This is a genomic window from Lentibacter sp. (assembly GCF_965657785.1).
GTDB lineage: Bacteria > Pseudomonadota > Alphaproteobacteria > Rhodobacterales > Rhodobacteraceae > Lentibacter.
Genome location: NZ_CBFHPP010000002.1, coordinates 14650 through 38261 on the forward strand (window position 1 = coordinate 14650; position 23612 = coordinate 38261).

26 protein-coding genes are annotated in these 23612 nt (G+C 52.3%); 14 read left to right on the forward strand and 12 right to left on the reverse strand.

From position 1 onward, the window contains the following. Positions 1-143: 143 nt before the first annotated feature. Positions 144-1361: an argininosuccinate synthase gene (locus ACTF58_RS01270; RefSeq protein ID WP_438990147.1), complete on the reverse strand. Its 1218-nt coding sequence runs from the start codon at positions 1359-1361 to the stop codon at positions 144-146. Positions 1362-1463: 102 nt separating this feature from the next. Between ACTF58_RS01270 and ilvA the strand changes: the two genes are divergently transcribed. Further along, positions 1464-2702 carry a threonine ammonia-lyase IlvA gene (gene ilvA, locus ACTF58_RS01275; protein ID WP_438990148.1) on the forward strand — a complete coding sequence of 413 codons (1239 nt, stop codon included), beginning with the start codon at positions 1464-1466 and terminating at the stop codon, positions 2700-2702. On the opposite strand, the gene ACTF58_RS01280 is transcribed toward ilvA, so the two are convergent. The 4 genes from ACTF58_RS01280 to ACTF58_RS01295 all read right to left on the reverse strand — a co-directional run bounded on the left by ACTF58_RS01280 (position 2688) and on the right by ACTF58_RS01295 (position 6706). Next, positions 2688-3818, reverse strand: coding sequence for a CCA tRNA nucleotidyltransferase (locus tag ACTF58_RS01280; RefSeq protein WP_438990149.1), 1131 nt, complete (start codon positions 3816-3818; stop codon positions 2688-2690). The two genes, ilvA and ACTF58_RS01280, sit on opposite strands and share 15 nt — an antisense overlap. Further along, positions 3815-4447 carry an NUDIX hydrolase gene (locus ACTF58_RS01285; protein WP_438990150.1) on the reverse strand — a complete coding sequence of 211 codons (633 nt, stop codon included), beginning with the start codon at positions 4445-4447 and terminating at the stop codon, positions 3815-3817. The genes ACTF58_RS01280 and ACTF58_RS01285 overlap by 4 nt, the downstream gene beginning before the upstream one ends. Then, a complete protein-coding gene (locus tag ACTF58_RS01290; RefSeq protein WP_438990151.1) occupies positions 4413-5375 on the reverse strand; it encodes an Hsp33 family molecular chaperone HslO in 963 nt (320 codons plus the stop codon). Before ACTF58_RS01290 ends, ACTF58_RS01285 begins: the two co-directional genes overlap by 35 nt. A gap of 68 nt (positions 5376-5443) precedes the next feature. Further along, positions 5444-6706, reverse strand: coding sequence for a PP2C family protein-serine/threonine phosphatase (locus tag ACTF58_RS01295; protein WP_438990152.1), 1263 nt, complete (start codon positions 6704-6706; stop codon positions 5444-5446). Between the two features lie 157 nt (positions 6707-6863). On the opposite strand from ACTF58_RS01295, the gene ACTF58_RS01300 reads away from it, so the two are divergent. Continuing rightward, positions 6864-7169 (forward strand): Hpt domain-containing protein, encoded by a 306-nt coding sequence (locus ACTF58_RS01300; protein ID WP_438990153.1) that lies wholly within the window; start codon positions 6864-6866, stop codon positions 7167-7169. 68 nt (positions 7170-7237) lie between these two features. After that, a complete protein-coding gene (locus ACTF58_RS01305; RefSeq protein ID WP_438990154.1) occupies positions 7238-7735 on the forward strand; it encodes a L,D-transpeptidase family protein in 498 nt (165 codons plus the stop codon). Position 7736: 1 nt separating this feature from the next. On the opposite strand, the gene ACTF58_RS01310 is transcribed toward ACTF58_RS01305, so the two are convergent. Further along, positions 7737-8270: a CAP domain-containing protein gene (locus ACTF58_RS01310; protein ID WP_438990155.1), complete on the reverse strand. Its 534-nt coding sequence runs from the start codon at positions 8268-8270 to the stop codon at positions 7737-7739. A gap of 158 nt (positions 8271-8428) precedes the next feature. On the opposite strand from ACTF58_RS01310, the gene ACTF58_RS01315 reads away from it, so the two are divergent. Then, a complete protein-coding gene (locus ACTF58_RS01315; RefSeq protein WP_438990156.1) occupies positions 8429-9034 on the forward strand; it encodes a L,D-transpeptidase in 606 nt (201 codons plus the stop codon). Between the two features lie 134 nt (positions 9035-9168). After that, positions 9169-9348 (forward strand): hypothetical protein, encoded by a 180-nt coding sequence (locus ACTF58_RS01320; protein ID WP_438990157.1) that lies wholly within the window; start codon positions 9169-9171, stop codon positions 9346-9348. Between the two features lie 54 nt (positions 9349-9402). Here the strand turns inward: ACTF58_RS01320 and hemH are convergent, their stop codons facing one another. Beyond that, the gene (gene hemH, locus ACTF58_RS01325) at positions 9403-10461 is read right to left on the reverse strand and encodes a ferrochelatase (RefSeq protein WP_438990158.1); all 1059 of its coding nucleotides are present in this window, start codon (positions 10459-10461) and stop codon (positions 9403-9405) included. Continuing rightward, positions 10462-11277, reverse strand: a complete 816-nt coding sequence (locus ACTF58_RS01330) for an SAM-dependent methyltransferase (RefSeq protein ID WP_438990159.1) — start codon at positions 11275-11277, stop codon at positions 10462-10464. Positions 11278-11324: 47 nt separating this feature from the next. On the opposite strand from ACTF58_RS01330, the gene ACTF58_RS01335 reads away from it, so the two are divergent. Genes ACTF58_RS01335 through ACTF58_RS01350 form a run of 4 tightly spaced genes read left to right on the forward strand, consistent with a single transcriptional unit; the run spans position 11325 to position 13622 of the window. Next, complete coding sequence (locus tag ACTF58_RS01335; RefSeq protein WP_438990160.1) at positions 11325-12056, forward strand: double zinc ribbon domain-containing protein; 732 nt, start codon at positions 11325-11327, stop codon at positions 12054-12056. A gap of 32 nt (positions 12057-12088) precedes the next feature. Next, a complete protein-coding gene (gene grxC / locus ACTF58_RS01340; RefSeq protein WP_438990161.1) occupies positions 12089-12349 on the forward strand; it encodes a glutaredoxin 3 in 261 nt (86 codons plus the stop codon). After that, positions 12349-13179: a carbon-nitrogen hydrolase family protein gene (locus ACTF58_RS01345; protein ID WP_438990162.1), complete on the forward strand. Its 831-nt coding sequence runs from the start codon at positions 12349-12351 to the stop codon at positions 13177-13179. Before grxC ends, ACTF58_RS01345 begins: the two co-directional genes overlap by 1 nt. Further along, the gene (locus ACTF58_RS01350) at positions 13179-13622 is read left to right on the forward strand and encodes a MarR family winged helix-turn-helix transcriptional regulator (protein WP_438990163.1); all 444 of its coding nucleotides are present in this window, start codon (positions 13179-13181) and stop codon (positions 13620-13622) included. The genes ACTF58_RS01345 and ACTF58_RS01350 overlap by 1 nt, the downstream gene beginning before the upstream one ends. On the opposite strand, the gene ubiG is transcribed toward ACTF58_RS01350, so the two are convergent. Continuing rightward, positions 13623-14369: a bifunctional 2-polyprenyl-6-hydroxyphenol methylase/3-demethylubiquinol 3-O-methyltransferase UbiG gene (ubiG, locus tag ACTF58_RS01355; protein ID WP_438990164.1), complete on the reverse strand. Its 747-nt coding sequence runs from the start codon at positions 14367-14369 to the stop codon at positions 13623-13625. 44 nt (positions 14370-14413) lie between these two features. On the opposite strand from ubiG, the gene pip reads away from it, so the two are divergent. The 5 genes from pip to infB all read left to right on the forward strand — a co-directional run bounded on the left by pip (position 14414) and on the right by infB (position 20831). Next, on the forward strand, positions 14414-15388 hold the full coding sequence (gene pip, locus ACTF58_RS01360) for a prolyl aminopeptidase (protein ID WP_438990165.1): 975 nt from the start codon (positions 14414-14416) through the stop codon (positions 15386-15388). A 130-nt stretch (positions 15389-15518) separates the two neighbouring features. Further along, positions 15519-16094 carry a ribosome maturation factor RimP gene (gene rimP / locus ACTF58_RS01365; RefSeq protein ID WP_438990166.1) on the forward strand — a complete coding sequence of 192 codons (576 nt, stop codon included), beginning with the start codon at positions 15519-15521 and terminating at the stop codon, positions 16092-16094. Further along, a complete protein-coding gene (nusA, locus tag ACTF58_RS01370; RefSeq protein ID WP_438990167.1) occupies positions 16095-17693 on the forward strand; it encodes a transcription termination factor NusA in 1599 nt (532 codons plus the stop codon). Positions 17694-17705: 12 nt separating this feature from the next. After that, a complete protein-coding gene (locus ACTF58_RS01375) occupies positions 17706-18326 on the forward strand; it encodes an RNA-binding protein (RefSeq protein ID WP_438990168.1) in 621 nt (206 codons plus the stop codon). 9 nt (positions 18327-18335) lie between these two features. Next, positions 18336-20831 carry a translation initiation factor IF-2 gene (infB, locus tag ACTF58_RS01380; protein ID WP_438990169.1) on the forward strand — a complete coding sequence of 832 codons (2496 nt, stop codon included), beginning with the start codon at positions 18336-18338 and terminating at the stop codon, positions 20829-20831. A gap of 264 nt (positions 20832-21095) precedes the next feature. On the opposite strand, the gene mutT is transcribed toward infB, so the two are convergent. From mutT to ACTF58_RS01395, 3 genes are read right to left on the reverse strand one after another with little or no spacing between them, the layout of a single operon-like run. After that, positions 21096-21494, reverse strand: coding sequence for an 8-oxo-dGTP diphosphatase MutT (mutT, locus tag ACTF58_RS01385; protein WP_438990170.1), 399 nt, complete (start codon positions 21492-21494; stop codon positions 21096-21098). Continuing rightward, complete coding sequence (gene argJ, locus ACTF58_RS01390; protein WP_438990171.1) at positions 21491-22720, reverse strand: bifunctional glutamate N-acetyltransferase/amino-acid acetyltransferase ArgJ; 1230 nt, start codon at positions 22718-22720, stop codon at positions 21491-21493. Before argJ ends, mutT begins: the two co-directional genes overlap by 4 nt. Positions 22721-22726: 6 nt before the next feature. Beyond that, positions 22727-23443 carry a peptidylprolyl isomerase gene (locus ACTF58_RS01395; protein WP_438990172.1) on the reverse strand — a complete coding sequence of 239 codons (717 nt, stop codon included), beginning with the start codon at positions 23441-23443 and terminating at the stop codon, positions 22727-22729. Positions 23444-23612 lie beyond the last annotated feature (169 nt).

A 23612-nucleotide genomic window follows, 5' to 3' on the forward strand; every position in this document is an offset into this window, starting at 1 on the left:
GGTGCACACATATCACCCCCCTAGAATCAGCGGGTTTTGCCGCCGTTAACCCTCCTGAACGCAGGGCTAACAAAAGCAAAGCGGGCCCATGCTATACTGCACAGACCCGCTTGATTTTATTTGGTTTTTTAGCCCCGAAAGGATTACTTCAGCCGCCGGTTCCGCGCCGCCAGAAGCTTGAGGCGCAAAGCGTTCAACTGGATGAATCCCGCCGCATCCTTCTGATCATACGCCCCCGCATCATCTTCAAAGGTCACGTGCGCTTCTGAGTAGAGCGAATGCTCCGACCAACGGCCCACACAGGTCGCCGCGCCTTTGTAGAGCTTAAGCTTCACCGTGCCGGTCACGTGCTCCTGGCTCTTGTCAATCGCCGCCTGCAGCATTTCCCGCTCGGGGCTGTACCAGAACCCGTTATAAATCAGCTCGGCATACCGCGGCATCAAGCTGTCCTTCAGGTGCCCCGCGCCGCTGTCCAGCGTGATCTGTTCGATCCCGCGGTGCGCTTCCAGAAGGACAGTTCCGCCGGGCGTCTCATAAATCCCACGAGATTTCATACCCACAAAGCGGTTCTCGACAAAGTCGAGACGTCCGATTCCGTGCGCCCCGCCCAGCTCGTTGAGCTTCGTAAGGATCGTCGCAGGGCTCATCGCCTCGCCATTAATACTCACAGCATCGCCGCGCTCAAAGCCGACTTCGATGTATTCGGCTTCGTTCGGAGCCTCCTCAGGGCTGACCGTGCGCTGATACACATAGTCAGGGGCCATCTCGGCAGGATCTTCCAGAACCTTGCCTTCCGAGGAGGTGTGCAAGAGGTTCGCATCCACAGAGAAAGGCGCCTCTCCGCGCTTGTCTTTGGCAATCGGAATCTGGTGCTTCTCGGCAAAATCAATCAGCTTGGTGCGGCTGGTCAAATCCCATTCCCGCCAAGGCGCGATCACTTTGATATCAGGGTTCAGCGCATAGCACGCCAACTCAAAACGCACTTGGTCGTTGCCCTTGCCCGTCGCCCCGTGGGCCACAGCATCCGCGCCAACTTCTTCAGCAATCTCGACAAGACGCTTGGAAATAAGCGGCCGCGCAATCGAGGTGCCAAGCAGGTAAAGCCCTTCATAAACAGCGTTCGCGCGGAACATCGGGAAGACAAAATCGCGCACAAATTCTTCGCGCACATCTTCGATATAGATGTCTTTCACGCCCATAAGCTCGGCTTTAGCACGGGCTGGTTCCAGCTCTTCGCCTTGGCCCAGATCGGCGGTAAAGGTCACAACCTCACAGCCATATTCTGTCTCAAGCCACTTGAGAATGATGGAGGTGTCCAGACCACCAGAATACGCAAGGACAACTTTTTTGGGAGCCGACATCATACTTTCCTCTTGTCTCGTTTGCCGCGAGGTAGCGCTTTTTGCGTCGCTCCGCAAGCGCAGCCCCTTGCTTTGCTGACCGACGTGGTAGAATAAAAACAGATGGATAATATCAAAACAGCCTCCCGCCAGATCGCAGCCCGCCTGCGCGATGTATTTGAAGCCACCCCGCTTCAGCGCAATGCGCATTTGTCTGAAATCTATGAGGCCGATATCCTGCTCAAGCGCGAAGACCTGACCCCTGTGCGCTCTTACAAAATTCGGGGTGCCTTCAACGCTATGACCAATGCTATGAAAGGCCGCGAAACCTCGCCGCTCTTCGTCTGCGCAAGTGCTGGCAACCACGCTCAAGGCGTTGCGTTCATGTGCAAATATCTTGGCGTGCACGGGCGTATCTTTATGCCCGTCACAACGCCGAGCCAAAAGATCATGAAGACCAAAACCTTTGGTGGAGACCTCATCGAGATCGAGCTTGTGGGCGATTACTTTGATGAAACACTGGCCGCCGCCAAAGCCTATTGCGAAGCCGAGAAGGGCATCTTCCTGCCCCCGTTTGACGCCGAAGACGTGATCATGGGCCAGTCCACAGTCGCCGCCGAAATCGAGGAACAGCTTGGCCAAGCGCCTGATCTCGTCGTGCTTCCTGTGGGCGGCGGCGGCCTCTCTGCGGGGGTGACCTCCTACTTTGGAACAGAGACTCGCTACGCCTTCGTTGAGCCGTCAGGCGGCGCCTGTCTCGCCGCTGCGCAAGAGGCGGGCAAGCCTGTCGCTTTGGAGCGCGTCGACTCTTTTGTGGACGGCGCAGCCGTTGCCGAAATCGGCCAGCTTACATTCGCAAAGCTGCGCCCCTTTAAAGACGAAGTTCACTTGCAGATCAGCGAAGACAGGCTCTGCACAACCCTGATTGAAATGCTCAATATCGAAGGCGTTGTGCTTGAGCCAGCAGGCGCACTGACCATCGACGCGCTCAAGGATATGCGCGAAGAAATCAAAGGCAAAACAATTGTCTGCATCGTCTCGGGCAGCAATTTTGACTTTGAGCGTTTGCCCGAAGTCAAAGAGCGCGCCCAGCGCTATTCAGGCCTCAAGAAATACTTCATTCTGCGGATGCCCCAGCGCCCGGGTGCGCTCAAGGATTTCCTCGGCTTTCTCGGCCCACATGACGACATCACGCGCTTTGAATATCTCAAGAAATCAGCCCGTAACTTTGGCTCTGTGCTGATCGGGATCGAGACCGACACCCCCGAGAGCTTCGAACGCCTGATGCGTCTCGCCAACGACAAAGGCTTCAGCGCACGCGACATCACAAACGACGAAGTGCTCTCGTCATTCCTCGTCTAAAAGCTGGTCTTTTGTCAGGCGAAACCCCGAGACAAGCCACGCGCTTTCTGCGCGTTTCAGAGCTTCGCCTAGGGCTTTGCCCGCAAGCTGGGGAAAGTCCTTCGCCGTAAGAGGAAAGCGCTGTTCAGCCGCGGCCTCAAGTCCGCAGACGTCAACCGCACCGCCCGTCAAAGCCGCCCGCACAAACAAAGCCTTTCGGGCCGTTGACGCATCCGTCTGATACGCCAGCTCTTCCGCGCTCTGGGTGCTAAAAGCAAAGCGGCGCAGCGTCTCAAACAAACGCTGCTCTTTCTTGGAAAGCCTCAAAGGCATCGTGCCCGAGAACACCATAAGCGCAGCCAGCCGCGCCACAGGATCGTTATCGTCAAACTCGGCATAGCGTCGCAATGTAGGCAGGCTCACAGCGCCCAAAATACGCGCCAAGACGCCTGTCTCTGTCATAATCTCAAGCGTGCCCATCAGATCATCTGACGCCAACAGCTTGAGTGTTTCAGCCGTCTGCCGCTCGACAGAAACACGGCTCAAACCGTAGCTCAGCCGCGCCGCAGCCTGTGCGGCCACTGGGTCAATCCCCTCAGCCCCAAAGCCCAACTGCGCCGCAAAGCGAAAGAGCCGCACAATGCGCAGATAGTCTTCCCTGATCCGTGCCTCTGGGGCCCCGACAAAACAGATCTTGCGCGCCCCAATATCCGCCAAGCCGCCCGTCGGGTCTGTCACAGCCCCGCTACGATCAGCATAGAGCGCGTTCATCCGAAAGTCGCGCCGCGCCGCATCCTCTTGAAGCCTGTCAGAAAACGCGACAACAGCGTGCCGCCCGTCTGTCTCCACATCTTTGCGAAACGTGGTCACTTCAAGCACAGATCCGCCGCCAACAACTGTAACCGTCCCGTGCTCAAGCCCTGTCGGAACAGGTTTCATCCCCAGCGCTTTTGCAGTCTTGATCACAGTTTCAGGCCGCGCACTCGTCGCGATATCAAGGTCTTTCACAGGCAGATGAAGCAAAGCATTGCGCACACAACCGCCCACGAAATAAGCCTCATACCCCGCTGCCTCCAGAGCGCTCAAAAGCGCCTGTGCTGCCTTGTCTTCAAGCCATGTGCCTGAAACCTGTGTCACCCTGAAATCCGCTCCGCCAAGCCCAGCGTCATGCGCGCTGTCGCGCCCCAAATATAATGCGGACCATAGGGAACGGTATAGTATTTTCGGTAGGCCCCGCGAAACTGCCGTCCCTCAATGGAGTATCGCGCAGGGTCAATCAGATGCGCGAGAGGCGCATAAATGATCTCTTCCACTTCGCCTTCGTCCAGAACGGGCGTGAAAGGCTTATGCACAAATCCAAGGATCGGCTGAACCGTAAAGCCCGTGACAGTCAGGTGTTCAGGCAGCGTGCCAAATACCTCAACCGTCTCAGGCGGCAGGCCAATCTCTTCATAGGCCTCGCGCAAACTGGCGCCCTCAGCGGAGGAGTCACCAGCCTCAACTTTACCGCCCGGAAAGGCAATCTGACCTGGATGATGGCGCAAATGCTTGGCCCGCTTTGTCAGGATAACATGAAGCGCACCGTTCCGCTGGATCAACGCAATCAAAACCGCCGCAGGGCTTTTGATCCCATGTTCGACGGGGATCACATCAGGATTGAGATCATAATCCGAAGAGCGCGTCCCCGCTTGCGCCAGTACCGCCTTTATCTGCGTGAGCTGCTCCAAAGCCTTATTTGGCCGCAAGGCCGACCGTTGCAGGATCAAGCGCAAAATGTCTGTTACAGAACTGGCAATCCGCCGTGACTTTTCCGTCTTCTGTCGTCATTTTCTCAATGTCTTTGACACCGTAAATTGACAGGCTCTGGCGCACGCGCTCTTCTGAACAGGTGCAGCCAAACTTTACAGACCGCGCCTCATAAACCGCTGGCTCTTCCTCGTGAAACAACCGCCAGACAAGCTCAGGCGGAGACACATAGGGGCCAAGCAATTCAAGGCTCTCCACCGTTTGAAGCAAGATATTGATCCTGTTCCAGTCTTCGTCTTTGCGCAGAGCGTGTTCCCGCTGCTCTTTGTCACTTTCCGGGTTGCCACCTTCACTCTTGAGAGATTTTGGCAGGTGCTGAAGCAACATTCCTGCCGCCCGCCATTGTGTGCCTTCATCTTTCATATAGGTCTCGCCATGCTCAACGATGAGCTTTGTCGCGATCTGCTCTGACGCCGCAAAATAGGCCTCGGCCGCCTCGGCAATAGAGCTTCCCTCCAGCGGTGTCAGCGCCTGATACGGTTTTGAGCCTTTGCCTTGGTCTACCAGAACAGCAAAATACCCCTTGCCCAGCTGGTCAAACGGCTTGCCCTCCGTGATGCGCTCCGCATCAAAGCTGGCGTAAGCACGGATGCTCGCTGGCTCCTCTGCTTCAGACGGAGCAAAATAATCTGTCGCAATCATACGCACAGGCCCGTCTGTCTGCACCTGCAAAGACAATTTCCAACGCGGCTCAACCATACTCCCAAGCAAGGCCGTAATGATCACCATCTCGGAAATCAGCGATTCAACCTGCTTGGGGTAGTCGCGCTGCGCCAATATGTCATTGACCGTCTGGTCCAAGCGGACAATCCGTCCGCGAGAGTCAGAGACCCGCAGCTCAAAAGGCAGGATATTTTCATCCCAGTTTACGTGTGTCGCGTTTTCCATCGGGCTTCACCAATCTGTCTGTTCGCCCTGCACCTAATAGCGCAAACACACAGGCGCAAGGCATGAGATCAGACTGAGCCGCCCTGAAACTCCAGAAGAATGGCCGAAATATCGTCCGAGAAGTCCCTATCTCCAGCAAAGCTGTCCAACTCAAAGAGCAGCCCGTCCAGCAAACTTGGCCCTCGCTTGGCTTTCCAATTCTTCATAAAGCTCACAAGGCTTTCGTCCTCAAAAAAAGCCCCGGACTCACTCATACATTCTGGCACACCATCAGAAAAAATAATCAGTCTGTCACCTGCGTTCAGACAAATATCAAATTGCTCATAGTGCGCATCAGGCACCAACCCGACAGGCAGCCCCCCCGCACCAACGGCCTCGACCTCTCCGTTTTGCCTTTGCACCAAAGGGTGTGGATGCCCGGCCTGCGAGGCTATGACCTTACCTGTTTTTAGGTGTAGCGTTGCATAAACCAAAGTAAAGTAGTGCTCCGTGGTCATCTCGCTTTGCACCAGATTGTTCAGCCGCGCGATCACTTCGCTTGGCGCAATCGGAAAAAACGCCCCGTCAGGACCTTTCTCAATTGCAATGTTTTGCTCCTTTGAAGCCGCCGACATATACCCCGCCAAACGCGCCGTCATAAGCGCAGAGCTAATTCCATGCCCTGAAACGTCAATCGCGAACAAGCCGATTTCCTGCTCATTGATCGGGAAATATCCAACAAGATCTCCGCCAACGTGCCCACTCGACTGCAACATCAGCGATATCGAAGCCGTGCCAAAATCCTTATAGCGCTCCCGCACCAAAGACTGCTGAAGTTGTTTTGCCTCAATCAAATCATTGTCGATTTTGTCATAAAGTAATTTCAGCTCGCCCAATGTGCTCTCAACAAGTTCGTTTTTACGGATGAGCTCCCGCTCCATGTTGAGAATACGTTCACCTGCCACAAGCCGTGCACGCAGCTCTGCTGAGCTGACAGGTTTGGTCAGAAAATCATCCGCACCAGCATCAAGGCCTTGCGCAATTTCGGACTTGTCGCTCTTGGAGGTGAGCAAAATAAAATACCCGAACCGTTCCGTATCAAGCGCTTTAAAGCGACGGCAAAATTCAATGCCATCCATTCCAGGCATCATCCAGTCGCTGATCACAAGGTCTGGTTGTTTGTTCTCACAAAACGCCAGCGCCTCGTCTCCGCTTGAAACTTCCGCAACGCGGTAGCCCCACTTCTTGAGGCTAGCGCGCAAAATACTGCGCTGCAAACGGCTATCGTCAACAACCAGCACAAGGTTGCTTTCGATCTCACCCGTTTCAATTGTGCGCCTACGGCTCTGCATTTTTCACCCTGCGTGTGGTTTGCACACTGCCTCCAAAGCAGATTAACCCTATGCGTTTAAGCCTAAGTGAATTTATCCAATCTCTTTTTATTGGTCTTTTTTCTATTTCTTAACTTTCCGTTGGTAGAGGTGTTCAGCATGGAAGGGGCCAGCAAACATGATCAACTGGAGCAAGGTAAATGAACTGCGCGACGATATCGGAGCAGATGATTTTGAAGAAATCATTGAGGTCTTTTTACAAGAGGTTGAAGAAGAGCTTGCTGCCTTACAGACCAAATCCGAAGATGATCTTGCCGCAAGTATGCACTTCCTCAAGGGAAGCGCTCTAAATCTCGGTTTTGAAGACTTTGCAGACCAATGCAGGCAAGGTGAGCGTGATGCCACGCAAATCGAAATCCCTGCGCTCCTCTCTTGTTATGATGCCTCCAAAAAACAATTTTTGGATAAATACAAAAACGGCTGATCAATAATGAGTGCGACCGTTCAAGAAGCCTGATAAAAATGCCTCAATATTTAACAACAGGCAAAGATATGCGGGCGATAACACTCTTGGGAATTCTCTGTTCAGCCTTGCTGGTCGCTGGCTGCTCGTCATCCAAGTTCAAAAGCTATGACGGGCCGCCCGTCACATTGGTTGTTGTTGAAAAAGACAATCGCAGCCTTCACCTTCTGAGCGACGATCGCCTACTAAAATCATATAAAGTCCACCTCGGCTTCAATCCCGTCGGACATAAAAGCATCGAAGGTGATGGTCGCACACCCGAGGGCATTTACAAAATCGACCGCCGCAATCCCAATAGCGAATTTCACCTCTCAATTGGGATCTCATATCCAAATGCAGCCGATAAGGCCCGCGCAAAGGCCTTGGGGAAGAGTCCGGGTGGCGATATTTTCATTCATGGTCGCCCCAAAAAATACCGAGACGGAACCCGCGACTGGACGGCAGGGTGTATTGCCGTAACCGATCGGCAAATGGAGGAAATCTATGCAATGGTTCCCAATGGGACACCCATAATTATCAAGCCCTAACCTATTCTACAGAAACCGGCGGCTTGGCTCCCATAACCAAAGTCCACCAAATCTTACCTGAACTTTCCTGATACCAAGCAAACCCCATATTGGTTGCGCGCTTGTTCAAAAGAATCGCGCGGGTATCACTGTTTTCCATCCATGCCCCAAGCGTTTCAAGCTCGGTCTCGTAAGTTTCGGAAATCAGCTCTCCAACAAGCTCGCCAGAATAGCCAAGCCGGCGGACACGATCGATCGGCGACGATCCATCTGACCCAAAGTGCCAAGGACGGTTTTGTGCAGACATATCGCGAGAGTGCGTTTCCGCAGCCGCAATAAGCGGCGCATCCATCTCGACAGCATCAGCACCAGAAGCCTGACGCAAAGAATTGACCGAATCAAGCATCCGAAACTGAATCTTGCTCGTTGCACCGTTCGATATGCGGTAGAGCTTGGGCAATGGTTTGCCATCAGCGCCGATTTGCGGAGTTGTTGTGCCAACAGCACAGCCGGACAACAAAACAGCCGCGACAAGAATAGAACCAATAAAGCGCATGACGCCCCTTTCGAAGAGATTTCACGTTTTGCTTTAGCGGGGATTTCCCTCTCACGCAAATGCAGTCGTCACAGTCGCGGCGTATTACAAAGGTTTGAATTGCGAGTGAGGCCCAAGCGCCATATATACGTTTCTAATTGGGTTACCGGAGACCTCCGATGTCAAAATTTAACAGTTCCATGAGCCGCCGTGGCTTTCTTGCGGGCTCGACAACAATGTTGGCAGCCCCTGCGCTGGCCCAAACCTCTAGCCTGAATGGCGCCGAAACTGTCGAAGTCGAGCGCGATTTAAGCGAAGTTGTGCGCCGTAATATCTCTAGCTTTCGTTCTCTGAGCTGGGAGCCATACTTTGACACGTTGCAGAATGGTGCCTGCCTTGTAGACACCACGTCTCGCGCGCTTCATTATTGGTCGGAAGATCAATCTATATACAAGCTTTACCCAACAAGCGTTCCACTCACAGAAGACCTGACCCGTTTGGGCCGCACATCTGTCGTGCGTAAAGTTGAAGGCCCAAGCTGGCGCCCGACTCCCTCTATGCGTATCAGAAATCCTGAATGGCCCGAATTTGTTGGCCCAGGGCCAGACAACCCCCTTGGAACTCACGCGCTTTATCTGTCTTGGACATACTACCGTATCCACGGAACCCACGACACGCGCAAAATTGGGCGCAGATCATCCAACGGATGCATTGGTCTTTACAATGAACATATCGCCGAGCTTTTTGCTTTGGCCAAAGTTGGCACACAAGTGTTGCTTATTTGACAATACTGTGACCGCGTTGAGCAGCATTACGCCACATTGGGTTTGCAAAGCCATTGCTATGCTGATTAACAGTGAACTACGAAACAAGTATTGAGTAGCACGTTGGTACGTGCGTTCAAGTTCTGGAGGAATAAATGAAAAAACTCGTTATCGCGACAGCATTTGTAGCCGCAGCATCAGCAGCTTCAGCTGGCAATATGTCAGACCCAATTATTGAAGCACCGGTCATTGTTGACCAAACAGCTGGTTCTTCAGGTGGCATGGCTATCCCACTTCTTCTCCTGATCGCAGTTGCGGCAGCAGTAGCAAACTAAGCTTTTCCTTTTGGGAAAGACAAAACGGCAGCCTAACGGCTGCCGTTTTTGGTTTTACCACCCCTGAATATTTTCTTTGATCAGGTCTGTAAGAAACGAAACGTGTTCGTCACCAGCATTCAGACATGGAATGTAATGGAAGACCTCGCCGCCAGCTTCCTCAAAAGCTTCCTTGATCTCTTCGTTTATTTCTTCAAGCGTTTCTATGCAGTCCGCTGAAAACGCAGGCGCAACAACCGCGATCCGCTTCTTCCCATCCTCTTCGGCCAAGCGCGCAACTTCCTCCACAGTGTAAGGCTTGAGCCACTCTTCTGGACCAAAAACAGACTGAAACGTCGTTACAATTTCAATATCACTCCACCCAAGACGCTCGCGCAGAAGCCGTGTCGTTTTTTGGCACTGGCAGTGATAGGGATCGCCCTGAAGCAAATAACGCTTTGGCATACCATGATAAGACACTACGAGAGTTTCTGGGCGCTCGTCCATTTCTGCAACAGATGTTTCAATCGAGCGCGCCAAAGCGTCAATATAGCGCGTATCATCAAAATAGCGCGCGACCGTGCGCACGGACGGTTGCCACTTTTCTTTCATCATGGCGCGAAAGAACTGGTCGTTGGCTGTCGCCATCGTCGCACCCGCATATTGCGGGTATAGCGAGAAAAACAAAACACGGTCACAACCTGCTGCAATCATCTCAGTAACCTTGCTGTCTGTTGATGGATTGCCATAGCGCATACAGAAATCAACCATAACCTCTCCACCATACTCCGCTTCGATTTTTGCACGCACCGCCGCTGTTTGCTCTTTGGTGATGGTCATCAAAGGGCTTTCACCCTCGGCTTCGTTCCAAATTGATTTATAGGCGGCTCCGCTGGTGAACGGTCGCTTTGTTAGGATGATAAGCTGCAAAAGGGGCTGCCACTTCCACGGGGCGTAATCAATCACTCGGCGATCCGACAGGAACTCGTTCAGATATCGGCGCATCGACCAGTAATCATAATTATCAGGCGTGCCCAAATTCGCCATCAACACACCAATCTTTGGTTTCTTAACCTCAGGGTGGTCTGCGGGTAAGTGGCTTACATCGAAGTCTGCTTGTGTTTGCTTTTGCATCTAGGTGTCACCGTTCTTTATCTGTGCGTCAGGATCAGGAAATTTCAGCTCATTTGTTTTTAGTGCGTCTGCCAATCGGGCTTGAGCAGAGCCAGGTCTGAGAGGTTTTTGCTGGCTTTCGTGCGGCGCCCAGCCCGTGAGAAAGACAATTTCAAAGGTCGCCATAATGCGGCCGTCGCCATCAGAGAAGTGCTCTTTGTAAATCTCATCCGCAAGACCGAACAACTCTCTCTTTTCGAAGGTGCGCTTGCGCAAAGCGAGCGCATTTGTCTCCCCCATACGCCTCAAATCATGAGACAGATGAAAAATGCTGCTATAACTGGCCGTAAGCGTGATTTTATCTGCCACTGGCAGCGCAAACCCAGCACGCTGCATCAATTGCCCCAGATCGCGAATCTCGGCCGCCATAGCAACACGGGGACTAAGGCCGCCCGTAAGCGCAATTTCGGCTTCGCTCAGGCATTTGCGAAGCTCGTGTAAGGTGTTGCCTCCAAACAAACAGCCCATAAACAAGCCATCTGGCTTCAAGGCATTGCGCGCTTGAATAAGTTGACCAACCACATCATTGGCCCAGTGAAGCGACATCGAATGTAAAACGAGATCGTGCGTTTGCGGTGCACACTCCAGTGTTTCCTCGTCTTTGATAGAGGAGAAGCTTGGAAAAGCCGCTTGCCACAAACTGGGGGCGCCAGAAATGAGAAGTGGTTCTGTAAACGCTCTATTAACCAAGCTCAGCCGATACTCGACTTCGTCGATCGCGGCTTCATGCGCAAAACTTGCCTCGCCAAGCGAGGATCTCTTGCGATTGTGTTGCAAGGCTGTGCGGTCTGTATGCAGGTCACGAGTTGTCATGGGGTAGGAATATGGGCTGGCGGGCTGGGATTCAAACACTTGTTAGAACAGTTTATCCCAGCGCTTGTTTAAGCTGTGGCACAAATATTGATGGTGATACCGGCTTATGCAGCAAATGCTGGCTGTCATCTCACTTTATCGCTGGTCTTGTTTGTAATTCTTGCGGATGCCCATTGCCTGGTGCGTCCAGCCATGACGAAATTTGTGACGCCTGCCTGCACTCTCCTCGCAACTGGACAGCCGCACGAGCAACCTTTCTTTACCGCGATGGCGCAAAAAAACTCATCTGGGAGCTCAAATACTCCGACCGCGCAGAAATAGCGACAGCGGCAGGGCCATGGCTGTTAAAAACTCTACAACCCATTTTGCCAGAAAACCCGCTCATAGCGCCTGTGCCGCTGCATTGGACCCGCCTGATGAAGCGCAGATATAATCAGTCAGAGCTTCTCTCACATAACCTAGCGCTTACCGGGCGCTTTGAGCACGTTCCTGATTTGTTGAAACGAACAAAGCGCACCCCGCCTCTTTTTGGGCTTAATATGGAAGAACGTGAGCTTTGGCTCCAGAATGCAATTGCCGTTAATTCGAAAATGCGTCGCCTTGTGAAAGGGCGTCATATCGTCTTGGTAGATGATGTCATGACCACAGGAGCAACCTTGAGTGCGGCCACCGAGGCGTGCTACTTATATGATGTTGCAAGTGTTCGAGTGGTTTTTCTGGCACGCGCCGCAAAGAATGACTAGGTTCTGGCTCAACATACAACTGTGAGGCCCAGATGAAGCAAATAGAAATTTACACGTCACCACTGTGCGGTTTTTGCCATGCTGCCAAACGTTTGTTGGACGGCAAAGGCGTTACCTACACTGAATACAACATCTTAACCGACCCCGATTTAAAACCAGCAATGATCGAGCGGGCCAATGGCGCGCGCACAGTCCCACAAATCTTTATTGATGGGGTTAGCATCGGTGGCTGTGATGATCTCTACGCAATCGAACGCACAGGGAAGCTTGACGCTCTACTGGGGCGCGATTGATGAAAACTGCACTTGTTCAAATGACCGCGACTGAGGATCCAAAAGGCAATCTTTCTGTCTGTAAAGCCTTTGTCCTTGAGGCCGTTGAGAACGGTGCGAAATTTATTCTTACACCCGAAGTGTCCAATTGTATCGCCCCCTCAAAGGCCGAGCTTTCAAGCCTTCTATATTACGAACAAGACGATCCGTTCTTAGCTGAAATGAAAAATCTGGCTGCGAGCTATAAAGTCTGGATTCTTATCGGCTCCTTGGGCGTTAAAAGTGAGACCAAAGACGGGAAATTTGCCAACCGCTCTTTTTTGATCGACCCGACTGGCAGCATTCTCGCCACCTATGACAAAATTCATATGTTTGATGTCGATATTTCCGAGTCCGAGCACTATCGGGAAAGCGCCACTTACGAACGCGGCAACCAAGCGGTTCTAGCCAAGACCGAGATCGGCAACATTGGTCTGACAATCTGCTATGATCTGCGTTTCCCACATCTTTACCGCACTTTGGCCCAAGCGGGCGCAGAGATCCTCACTGTTCCTGCCGCTTTTGCGCAAACAACTGGAAAAGCTCATTGGCACGCTCTATTACGCGCGCGCGCAATAGAAAACGGCGCCTATGTGATCGCCCCTGCGCAAACAGGGTTACATTACACAAAAAACGGCAAAGAGCGCCGCACCTATGGTCATTCTCTTGTTGTCTCTCCTTGGGGAGAGGTTCTTGTCGACGCAGGCGAAGAGATTGGCCTGACTTACTTTGATTGCGATTTAGCCGAGGTTTCAAAGGCCCGTGCGCGCGTGGCATCCCTATCCCAGTCCAGCGTGTTTGCGGGGCCGTAATGACCGATAAACAAAGCTCCCTCGCAATCACTCTGGTCAGCGAAATTTTAGCCACGGATCAGCTGTTGAGAAACAAACTCACCCGTATTCTGCCTACTGGGATGGAAATTTCACATTTCTCTGTGCTGACGCATTTGGCTTATACCAATTCAGAAAAGACCCCAGCACAGCTAGCGAAGGTTTTTCATGTGACCAAAGGCGCAATGACCAATACGCTTAACAAGCTCGAATGGGCTGGTTATGTGCATATTCGCCCCGATTGGGACGATGCCCGCCGCAAGATGGTCGCCATCAGTCCGGCAGGCAGGCAAGCCCGTAATTCTGCCCTTTCAGCGATTGAACCCATCATCAAGGCCCTCGTCGACGAAAAAGGCTCAGATGATATCCGCGCAGCAATTCCTGTTTTGCGCGATATGCGCCTAAAGCTTGAAAACGGGGAGTAATCAAGCGGGCTTTGTTGCGGCAGTTACATAGTTTACGCTCAAATCACGATCGGAGATCTTCCAACTCCAGCTGATCGGATTAAAAACAAAACCTTTGCGATCAATCGGCTGCATTCCGGCCTTTTCAATGAATTCAAAAAGTTCATCGGGCGAAATAAACTTCTTCCACTCATGCGTGCCCTTGGGCAACCAGCGCATGACATATTCCGCCCCAATAATCGCGATAGCAAAACTCTTTGTATTACGGTTGATCGTTGAACAGATGTGAAGCCCGCCAGGCTTCAGCAAATTTGCACATTCTGTGAGGTAATCCTGAGGATCCGCCACGTGTTCAACCACCTCCATATTCACAACCACATCAAAGCGCTCTCCAGCATCGGCCAGAGTCTCGGCTGTGACAGCTCTGTAATCTATCTGAAGTCCTTCTTGTTCTGCGTGTAGCTTTGCAACTTTGATATTCTTTTCAGCTGCATCAGCCCCCAATACATCTGCTCCAAGACGTGTAAGCGGCTCGCTCAAAAGCCCTCCACCACACCCAATATCAATAATCCGAAGCCCCTTGAACGGCATAGGCTCCGCAAGATTGCGATTGAACTCCGCTGCAATTTGCTTCGTAATATAATCAAGCCTGCACGGGTTCATCAGGTGCAAGGGGCGAAATTTGCCGTTTGGGTCCCACCATTCGGCGGCCATTGCCTCAAACTTGGCGAGTTCGGCTGGATCAACTGTTCTGGTCTGGTTTTGCATAGTCGGGCCCTCAAATTGCTCTGATGCGTCTGGAAAGATACGAAATGCACGAATCCGCAGATGAAAAAAGCGTTCGAGCCAGACTCTATCCTTCGGTCGAACCATTTGACAGGCGGATGATCGACGCAGGCGACGGACATACGCTCTATGTTGAACAGTCAGGCAATCCCACAGGCGCTCCTGTGGTGGTTCTTCATGGCGGGCCTGGCGGAGGATGTAGTCCCGCGATGCGCCGCTTTTTCAATCCGCAGCATTATAGGATCATTCTCTTTGATCAACGCGGCTGCGGACGCTCAAAGCCCTTTGCCTCGGTCAAAAACAACACCACTTGGGATTTGGTTAAAGATATTGAGACGATCCGCAACGAACTTCAAATTCCCTCTTGGCACGTTTTTGGCGGTAGCTGGGGCGCCACACTTTCCCTCATCTATGCGATCACTCATCCCACGCAGGTGAATTCAATGACACTTCGCGGCGTTTTTCTTGGGCGCCAAAGAGAGCTTGATTGGTTCTATGGTGGCGGTGCTGGGGCCTTTTGGCCAGACATCTGGCAGCGCTTTCTCGACCCTATTCCCAAGATAGAGCACGATGATCTGATCGGCGCATACAATAGACGGCTTTTTGGAACAAGCGACGCCGAAGCCCTAAAATGTGCACAAGCATGGACAGCGTGGGAAAATACGCTCGCTTCAATACAATCCGAGGGTAACTTTTATGTTCCAAATGATGCGTTCTGCCGTGCGTTTGCTCGATTGGAAAATCACTACTTTCACAATCGCTTATTCATCGAGAGTGACAACTTTATCCTAGAGAACACAGCGAAAATCGCTCACATTCCGACACATATTGTTCAAGGTCGCTTCGATATGATTTGCCCGCCCGTCTCAGCCTATGAACTGGCCAAAGCCATGGGCAAAGCGGAACTTCAAATCGTCGGTTTGTCAGGGCACGCTCTGTCAGAACCGAGGATCAGCACCGCTTTAGCCAAGATCATGGATGATATCGCACTTCAGGCCTAAGCGATTCGGCCTTGCATCCTTTGGATATTGCGACTAGGTAGCGTTTAACAGCGGCGTGCTGATCACCAGCGCACCACCGAATTATACAGCGGGCCGCACGGCCCGCTTTTTTGTTTGAGCAAAGAGAAAAATGTCGAACCTGATTGCTAAATCCGCCAGAGACAAACGTTTGGCCGAAATTGTAACTCCTGTCATTGAAGACTTGGGTTTCGAGCTTGTGCGCATTCGCCTGCAAAGTGGTGAAGTTGAAACACTACAGATTATGGCTGAACGTCCCGAAGGCGGCATAGAAGTCGATGATTGCGCAGCCATCTCCAACGCTGTGAGCGCATTGCTCGACGTCGAAGATCCGCTGTCAGATGCCTATACGCTTGAGGTTTCCAGCCCCGGCATTGACCGCCCCCTGACGCGCCTCAAAGATTTTGAAACCTTCGAGGGCTTTGAGGCCAAGGTCGAAACGGCTGAAATGATCGACGGGCAAAAGCGCTTTCGCGGCGAGCTTGCCGGCGTTGAAGATGACGAGGTTTTGCTCACCATTGATCAAGGCACGATTGGTCTGAAGTTCGAATGGCTTGTGGAAGCCAAACTCATCATGACCGACGAGTTGATCAAGGAAATGCTGAGACAAAGAAAAGCCGCTGGCGCATATGCGGACGGCGGAGAAGTAGATATCGAAGAATCGCCTGAGTCTGAGGAGGACGAGTAAATGGCAATCACATCCGCCAACCAGTTAGAGCTATTGCAAACCGCAGAAGCCGTAGCCCGCGAAAAAATGATCGACCCTGTGCTTGTTATCGAAGCCATGGAAGAGAGCCTCGCACGCGCAGCCAAGAGCCGCTACGGCGCCGAAATGGACATTCGTGTTGCGATTGATCGTAAGACAGGCAAAGCCACATTTACGCGCGTTCGCACGGTTGTGGACGAAGAAGAGCTTGAAAACTATCAGGCGGAAATGACCGTCGACCAAGCCAAGCTTTACCTTGACGATCCAAAGGTCGGTGACACTTTCGTCGAAGAAGTTCCTCCTGTTGAGATGGGCCGGATTGCGGCACAGAGCGCAAAGCAAGTTATTCTTCAGAAAGTGCGCGAAGCTGAACGTGATCGCCAGTTTGAGCAGTTCAAAGACCGTGCCGGCACAATCATCAACGGCGTTGTAAAGCGCGAAGAATATGGCAACGTCATTGTCGATGTGGGCAGCGGTGAAGCCATCTTGCGCCGCAACGAGAAGATCGGCCGCGAAAGCTACCGCCCGAACGACCGCATCCGCTGCTTCATCAAGGATGTGCGTCGCGAAGCACGTGGTCCACAGATCTTCCTGAGCCGAACCGCACCAGAATTCATGGCGGAGCTCTTCAAAATGGAGGTGCCGGAAATCTATGAAGGCATCATCGAGATCAAAGCTGTTGCACGCGACCCAGGCTCGCGCGCCAAGATTGCTGTCATTTCCTATGACGGCAGCATCGACCCTGTTGGCGCCTGCGTTGGTATGCGCGGCAGCCGTGTTCAGGCCGTTGTGAACGAACTGCAAGGTGAAAAGATCGATATCATCCCTTGGAACGAAGATGTTCCAACCTTCCTTGTGAACGCTCTGCAGCCTGCTGAGGTTTCTAAAGTTGTTCTGGATGAAGAAGCCGAGCGTATCGAAGTCGTTGTGCCTGATGAGCAGTTGAGCCTTGCGATTGGCCGCCGCGGCCAAAACGTCCGCCTTGCTTCGCAGCTTACAGGTCTTGAAATCGAAATCATGACAGAAGCAGACGAATCCGAGCGTCGTCAGCGTGAGTTTGAGCTTCGCACAAAACTGTTTATGGACAAACTCGACCTTGACGAATTCTTCGCACAACTCCTCGTTTCCGAAGGCTTCACCACACTTGAAGAAGTCGCCTATGTTGAGGTTGACGAGCTGTTGGTTATCGAAGGTGTCGACGATGACACAGCCAACGAACTGCAAGCGCGGGCACGTGATATTCTTGAGGCCGATGCAAAAGCCGCAATGGAAAACGCTCGTGCACTCGGTCTGGAAGACAGCTTGGCAGAGTTTGGCGAGATGTCACCACAAATGCTCGAGGCATTGGCGAAAGATGACGTGAAAACCCTCGAAGACTTCGCAACCTGCGCTGACTGGGAGCTGGCCGGTGGCTGGACCAGTGTTGAGGGCGAGCGCGTCAAGGATGATGGCATCTTGGAACCTTTCGGCATAACGCTCGAAGAAGCACAAGACCTCGTCATGTCGGCGCGTGTTCAGCTTGGTTGGATTGATCCAGCTGACCTTACCGCTGAAGACGACGTAGAAGAAGACGCTGAGTAAACTAGGGTATTGATGACAATAGAAGCCGAGATAAATGAGGGTACCTCCAAGGATGCAGTGCGCAAGTGCATTGCAACAGGAGAGCTACGCCCCAAATCGGAGCTTCTTAGATTTGTTGTCGGACCAGATCAGAGCTTGGCCTTTGACGTTGCAGGAAAATTGCCTGGGCGTGGTATTTGGGTGAGCGCCCACAAAGAGGCGCTCACTCTCGCCGTCAAGAAAAATCTCTTCAGCCGCTCGGCAAAAGAGCAAGTTAAAGTGCCTGATAACTTGGTTGAGTTTGTTGAGAATGTGCTTTTGAAGCGCGTTATCAGCTTGCTCGGCTTATCACGCAAATCTGGCGGAGCGGTCACAGGCTCCACAAAAGTTAAAGACTGGACGACGAGCGAACGCGCACGCATTCTGTTTCAAGCAAGCGATGGCTCACCACGCGAAAAGTCGAAGATTCGGCTTTGGGGCGAGGGAAAAACATTTGAATGCCTCGCACGACACGAGCTAGGGGCCGCCTTTGGGCGAGAATTCGCAGTTCATGCGGCCTTAGATGCTGGAGGTTTGGCATCTCGTGTTATAGAGGAAGCAACAAGACTAGAGGGCTTTCGGCCCACCGCGCCCGACGGGCGCATGAAAGGATGAGTATATCGAATGAGCGATAGCGACGGCAAAAAGACACTTGGTCTCCGCGGCGGTCCGCGGTCTGGCAACGTAAAGCAAAGCTTTAGCCACGGCCGCACCAAAAATGTGGTAGTAGAAACGAAGCGCAAACGCGTTGTCGTACCCAAACCCAATGTCGCTGCAACAGGTGCAGGCACTGGTGGTAACAAATCATCCGCAGCTTCAAGCAACCGCCCTGGCGGTATCACTGATGCAGAAATGGAACGCCGTCTGAAGGCTGTTCAGGCTGCAAAGGCTCGCGAGTCAGACGAAGAAGAGCAGCGCGCAGCTGAGGAAAAGCAACGCGAAGAAGAGCGTATGCGTCGTCGCGCGGAAGCCGAAGAAAAAGAACGTGAAGAAAAAGAGCGCGAAGAGCGTGCGCGCGCCAAGGCAGAAGAAGATGCCCGTAAACTTCGCGAAACCGAAGAAGCCGCAAAGCGCGCGGCAGCCGCACCTGCTCCTGATGCAGACGCAGGCGCAGGCGCAAACCGCACCGCGGCCAAGCCTATGGCGGATCGCCGCAAAGTTGAAAATAACGACCGTGACGATCGCAACAAAGCAACCAAAGCGCGTGGCGACGAAAGCCGTCGCAGCGGGAAGCTGACGCTTAACCAAGCTCTCTCTGGGGGTGAAGGCGGTCGTCAGCGCTCCATGGCGGCTATGAAACGTCAACAAGAGCGCGCACGTCAAAAGGCAATGGGCCAAAATGTAGAGCGCGAGAAAATCGTACGCGAAGTTCAGCTTCCAGAAGCGATTGTTGTGAGCGAACTCGCCAACCGCATGGCAGAGCGTGTTGCTGATGTTGTTAAAGCCCTTATGAATATGGGGATGATGGTAACACAGAACCAAACCATTGATGCAGACACCGCAGAGCTGATCATCGAAGAGTTTGGCCACAAGATGACACGTGTTTCAGCGGCTGACGTTGAAGACGTGATCAAGGAAGTTCCAGAAAACGCCGAAGATCTCAAATCACGTCCTCCCGTTATTACGATCATGGGTCACGTTGATCACGGCAAAACATCGCTTCTCGACGCGATCCGAGACGCGAAAGTTGTTGCTGGAGAAGCCGGCGGTATCACCCAACACATCGGTGCTTATCAGGTTACGACGGCAAGCGGGGCTGTATTGTCCTTCCTGGACACACCTGGTCACGCCGCCTTTACCTCTATGCGCTCACGCGGTGCGCAGGTCACAGATATCGTTGTGCTTGTTGTTGCAGCAGATGATGCGGTCATGCCTCAAACGATCGAGGCAATCAATCATGCCAAAGCAGCTAAAGTGCCCATGATTGTTGCAATCAACAAAATCGACAAACCAGCGGCAAACCCAACCAAAGTGCGCACAGACCTTCTGCAGCATGAAGTTGTCGTCGAGGCTATGTCAGGTGACGTTCAGGATGTCGAAGTTTCTGCAATCACAGGTCAAGGGCTTGATGAATTGCTTGAAGCGATTGCTCTCCAAGCAGAAATCCTTGAGCTCAAAGCCAACCCCGATCGTGCGGCCGAAGGTGCTGTGATTGAAGCTCAGCTTGATGTTGGCCGTGGCCCTGTTGCGACGGTTCTTGTGCAAAAAGGCACGCTTCGCCAAGGTGATATTTTCGTTGTTGGCGAGCAGTATGGTAAAGTTCGAGCGCTCATCAACGACCAAGGCGAACGCGTTAAAGAGGCAGGCCCGTCTGTTCCTGTAGAGGTCCTCGGCCTCAACGGCACGCCAGAGGCGGGTGATGTTCTCAATGTCGTCAGCTCTGAGGCACAAGCCCGCGAAATTGCCGAATATCGCGAAAGTGCAGCCAAAGAAAAACGCGCAGCCGCCGGGGCAGCAACCACGCTTGAACAGCTTATGGCGAAGGCAAAAGATGACAAAAATGTCACCGAAATGCCAATCGTGATGAAAGCAGATGTTCAGGGGTCCGCAGAAGCCATTGTGCAAGCAATGGAAAAAATCGGAAACGACGAGGTCCGCGTACGCGTTCTGCACTCAGGTGTCGGCGCAATCACCGAAAGCGATGTCAGCCTTGCTGAGGCATCAGGCGCACCGGTGTTTGGCTTTAACGTTCGGGCAAATGCGCCCGCGCGTAACAGTGCAAACCAAAAAGGCGTCGAAATTCGCTATTATTCTGTGATCTACGATCTTGTCGATGACGTTAAGCAGGCTGCCAGCGGCCTCTTGTCTGCAGAAATTCGTGAGAAGTTCATCGGATATGCCGAAATCCGCGAAGTCTTCAAAGTAACGGGTGTTGGCAAGGTTGCTGGCTGTCTTGTGACGGAAGGCGTAGCACGTCGGAGTGCGGGCGTTCGCCTACTTCGTGACAACGTTGTTATTCACGAGGGCACCTTGAAGACACTCAAGCGCTTCAAAGACGAAGTGGCAGAAGTCCAATCAGGTCAGGAATGTGGTATGGCGTTTGAAGCCTATGACGACATCCGTGCTGGTGATGTGATCGAGATTTTTGAACGCGAAGAAATCGAACGTAATCTCGACTAATCAAATATGAGATCTAAAAATAAAAGGCTGGCAGGTTATCCTGCCAGCCTTTTTTCATATCGCTCTGATGCAATGAGCGTGCCTGAATATTCTTTTTGTCCAACGCGAACAATTGTCTGCCCGTTTGGTAGCGTCTTTACAAAAAGCCCTTGAACCGACACGGCACTTGCGACAAAAATTGTGCACATCATCTTTTCTCCGTGGGTATTGTTTCCAACAATTACAGCCACAATCGCACAAAAGATAAGAAAAGTATGTGTTAATTCACATCCAGTCGCGCAAAATCGGGATCAACGGGATGTCTGCTGCTGGCATTGGATAGTCTCTCAGCTTGGATACATGGACCCAGGAAAGCTCCTGACCTTCTCTTGGGGTCACGATTCCGTTCCATTTTCGACAGGCAAAAAGAGGCATCAACAGGTGAAAATCATCGTAGCTATGGGACGCGAAGGTGAGTGGTGCGAGACAGCTGTTCCATGTTTCAATGCCCAATTCTTCGTGTAATTCACGAACAAGCGCATCTTCTGGCGTTTCTCCAGTCTCAATCTTCCCGCCAGGAAACTCCCAAAGCCCAGCCATTGACTTGCCTTCGGGCCGCTGTGCCAAAAGAATACGATTGTCTTTGTCAAAAAGAGCCACGGCGGACACAAGAACAAGCTTCATGACCTGTAATCCGCATTAATTTCAATATAGCCGTGTGTGAGATCGCAGGTCCAAACAGTCCGATTGGCAAGGCCGAGGCCCAAATCAACGGTGATCTTGATTTCAGGTTTCTTCATCACGGCCGCCGCTTCTTCTTCACGGTAGCTCGGGTTAACCCAACCATCCTTGGCAACAAGAACGTCACCAAACCAAATCGACAGCTTGTCTCTATCTGCAAAAGCGCCAGATTTCCCGATCGCCATAACAATTCGACCCCAATTTGGATCTTCTCCAGCTATTGCCGTTTTTACGAGAGGGGAATTGGCAATGGCCATAGCATGGGTGTGGGCGTCTTGTTCACTTTGCGCGCCAGTGACGCAGACTTCTACAAACTTCGTAGCCCCCTCACCATCTCTTACAACTTGATGCGCCAAATCGAGCATCACGTCGCGCAGCGCTTCCTGAAACTGCGTATCGTCACGCCCAACAGAGGCGCCACTTTTTCCAGTGGCACACAAAAGAAGCGTATCAGATGTCGATGTGTCGCTGTCAACTGTGATCGAATTAAAGGTCGGGCCTGTCAGCTCAGACAATACGGCTTGCAGGTCAGCTTGATCCACCGCTGCATCGGTAAAGATATAAACCAGCATGGTTGCCATATCTGGCGCAATCATGCCCGATCCTTTGGCTATACCCGCAATCTTGACGGTTTTTCCGCCCACTTCATAGCTCGCACTGGCTCCCTTTGGGAAAGTGTCCGTCGTCATAATGGCTTTCGCGGCATCGGCGATACCAGCCTCTGACAAGCTACTCTTGAGCCCTTCTAAAGAAAACACGATCTTATCATGGGGCAAGCGTTCACCAATCACACCTGTCGAAGACGTGAAAACGCGGCTGGAGTCCATATCAAGCACAGCAGCGGCTGCAGAGGTAATGGCCTGAACAGACTCTGCACCAACAGCACCCGTAAAAGCATTGGAATTTCCAGAGTTTACAATGATCGCAGCTCGGCCATTGGCTACGCCACCCGTTTTCTCCTGGCAATCAAGCACCGCAGCAGACCGCGTTGAAGAGCGCGTGTAAACGCCAGCTATAGATGTCCCCTCACACAAGGATGCAAGCATCACATCGGTGCGACCGGCATATTTTACACCCGCTGCCGCCGTTGCAAAGCTCACACCCTCAATAATGGGAAGCACTGGAAAATGCGCAGGTGCGAGAGGCGATACCTTGGTGATCTTTGCCATAAGCCTTTACTCCGTGAGCAGCGCGTCTTCTTTCAAAACGGCTGGATCTATATCGTTTTCAGAGATTTGCTCTATAGTCCCGAGCTTCTTTAGACGCGTCACCTCAGCTTCAATTACAGTGTTGAACAGCTCGCTTTCGAGTTCTGCTTTCACCTCCTCAAATTGGGGAAGATCGGAGAGCCTTGTTTCATTAAGCTTGATCACGTGCCAACCAAACTGCGTCTGGACTGGGTCAGAAATAGCCCCCTCTTCCATGGCCGCCACAGCTTCTTCAAAGGGAGGAACCATCATACCCTTGCTAAACCAGCCCAGATCACCCCCGTTTGGCCCAGATGGGCCAGTGGAGCGCTCTTTGGCAAGCTCGGTGAAGTCGGCGCCAACGGCAAGTTCTTCAATCAGTGCTTTGGCTTCTTCTTCTGTTTCCACAAGTATGTGGGCCGCTTTGAATTCCTTGTCAGGCGTGGCTTCGGAATATTTCGCGCTATAGGCAGCTTTTAGCGCATCGTCTGTCAGTTTTTCTTCAACAATCTGTTCAATAACAGTCGAAGCAACAAGAGAGCGACGCTCATTATCAAGGCGGCGTTGAACAGGGGCTGGCACATCGCCTTCAAAACGGTCGGCAAGAATGGTCTGGTTTACCAATTGATCCAAGATCGCTTTGAAAAGCACATCGTCAGGAAGCTGTAGATACTGCTCTGGAAGACCGCTGCGCGCCATCGCCATATGGCCCAAGGTAATCTCTGTTCCGTTGACCGTCGCAACGACTGTGCTTGAATTTGGGGTCGTGTCTTGCGCGAAAGCGGGAGCAGATGCAAAAGCGCCCGCCAAAACCAGTGACATAATCTTGAAGTGTTTAGACATCATATTCCCTTTGTTTCCTTCGCGTATCGTG

Excerpts from the sequence above, each read along its gene's own strand:
- ACTF58_RS01270 (WP_438990147.1), bottom strand. The coding sequence starts at position 1,361 with ATGTCGGCTCCCAAAAAAGTTGTCCTTGCGTATTCTGGTGGTCTGGAC.
- ilvA (WP_438990148.1), top strand. The coding sequence starts at position 1,464 with ATGGATAATATCAAAACAGCCTCCCGCCAGATCGCAGCCCGCCTGCGC.
- ACTF58_RS01290 (WP_438990151.1), bottom strand. The coding sequence starts at position 5,375 with ATGGAAAACGCGACACACGTAAACTGGGATGAAAATATCCTGCCTTTT.
- ACTF58_RS01295 (WP_438990152.1), bottom strand. The coding sequence starts at position 6,706 with ATGCAGAGCCGTAGGCGCACAATTGAAACGGGTGAGATCGAAAGCAAC.
- ACTF58_RS01300 (WP_438990153.1), top strand. The coding sequence starts at position 6,864 with ATGATCAACTGGAGCAAGGTAAATGAACTGCGCGACGATATCGGAGCA.
- ACTF58_RS01305 (WP_438990154.1), top strand. The coding sequence starts at position 7,238 with ATGCGGGCGATAACACTCTTGGGAATTCTCTGTTCAGCCTTGCTGGTC.
- ACTF58_RS01310 (WP_438990155.1), bottom strand. The coding sequence starts at position 8,270 with ATGCGCTTTATTGGTTCTATTCTTGTCGCGGCTGTTTTGTTGTCCGGC.
- ACTF58_RS01315 (WP_438990156.1), top strand. The coding sequence starts at position 8,429 with ATGTCAAAATTTAACAGTTCCATGAGCCGCCGTGGCTTTCTTGCGGGC.
- ACTF58_RS01320 (WP_438990157.1), top strand. The coding sequence starts at position 9,169 with ATGAAAAAACTCGTTATCGCGACAGCATTTGTAGCCGCAGCATCAGCA.
- hemH (WP_438990158.1), bottom strand. The coding sequence starts at position 10,461 with ATGCAAAAGCAAACACAAGCAGACTTCGATGTAAGCCACTTACCCGCA.
- ACTF58_RS01335 (WP_438990160.1), top strand. The coding sequence starts at position 11,325 with ATGGGCTGGCGGGCTGGGATTCAAACACTTGTTAGAACAGTTTATCCC.
- grxC (WP_438990161.1), top strand. The coding sequence starts at position 12,089 with ATGAAGCAAATAGAAATTTACACGTCACCACTGTGCGGTTTTTGCCAT.
- ACTF58_RS01345 (WP_438990162.1), top strand. The coding sequence starts at position 12,349 with ATGAAAACTGCACTTGTTCAAATGACCGCGACTGAGGATCCAAAAGGC.
- ACTF58_RS01350 (WP_438990163.1), top strand. The coding sequence starts at position 13,179 with ATGACCGATAAACAAAGCTCCCTCGCAATCACTCTGGTCAGCGAAATT.
- ubiG (WP_438990164.1), bottom strand. The coding sequence starts at position 14,369 with ATGCAAAACCAGACCAGAACAGTTGATCCAGCCGAACTCGCCAAGTTT.
- pip (WP_438990165.1), top strand. The coding sequence starts at position 14,414 with ATGCACGAATCCGCAGATGAAAAAAGCGTTCGAGCCAGACTCTATCCT.
- rimP (WP_438990166.1), top strand. The coding sequence starts at position 15,519 with ATGTCGAACCTGATTGCTAAATCCGCCAGAGACAAACGTTTGGCCGAA.
- nusA (WP_438990167.1), top strand. The coding sequence starts at position 16,095 with ATGGCAATCACATCCGCCAACCAGTTAGAGCTATTGCAAACCGCAGAA.
- ACTF58_RS01375 (WP_438990168.1), top strand. The coding sequence starts at position 17,706 with ATGACAATAGAAGCCGAGATAAATGAGGGTACCTCCAAGGATGCAGTG.
- infB (WP_438990169.1), top strand. The coding sequence starts at position 18,336 with ATGAGCGATAGCGACGGCAAAAAGACACTTGGTCTCCGCGGCGGTCCG.
- mutT (WP_438990170.1), bottom strand. The coding sequence starts at position 21,494 with ATGAAGCTTGTTCTTGTGTCCGCCGTGGCTCTTTTTGACAAAGACAAT.
- argJ (WP_438990171.1), bottom strand. The coding sequence starts at position 22,720 with ATGGCAAAGATCACCAAGGTATCGCCTCTCGCACCTGCGCATTTTCCA.
- ACTF58_RS01395 (WP_438990172.1), bottom strand. The coding sequence starts at position 23,443 with ATGGCGATGGCGCGCAGCGGTCTTCCAGAGCAGTATCTACAGCTTCCT.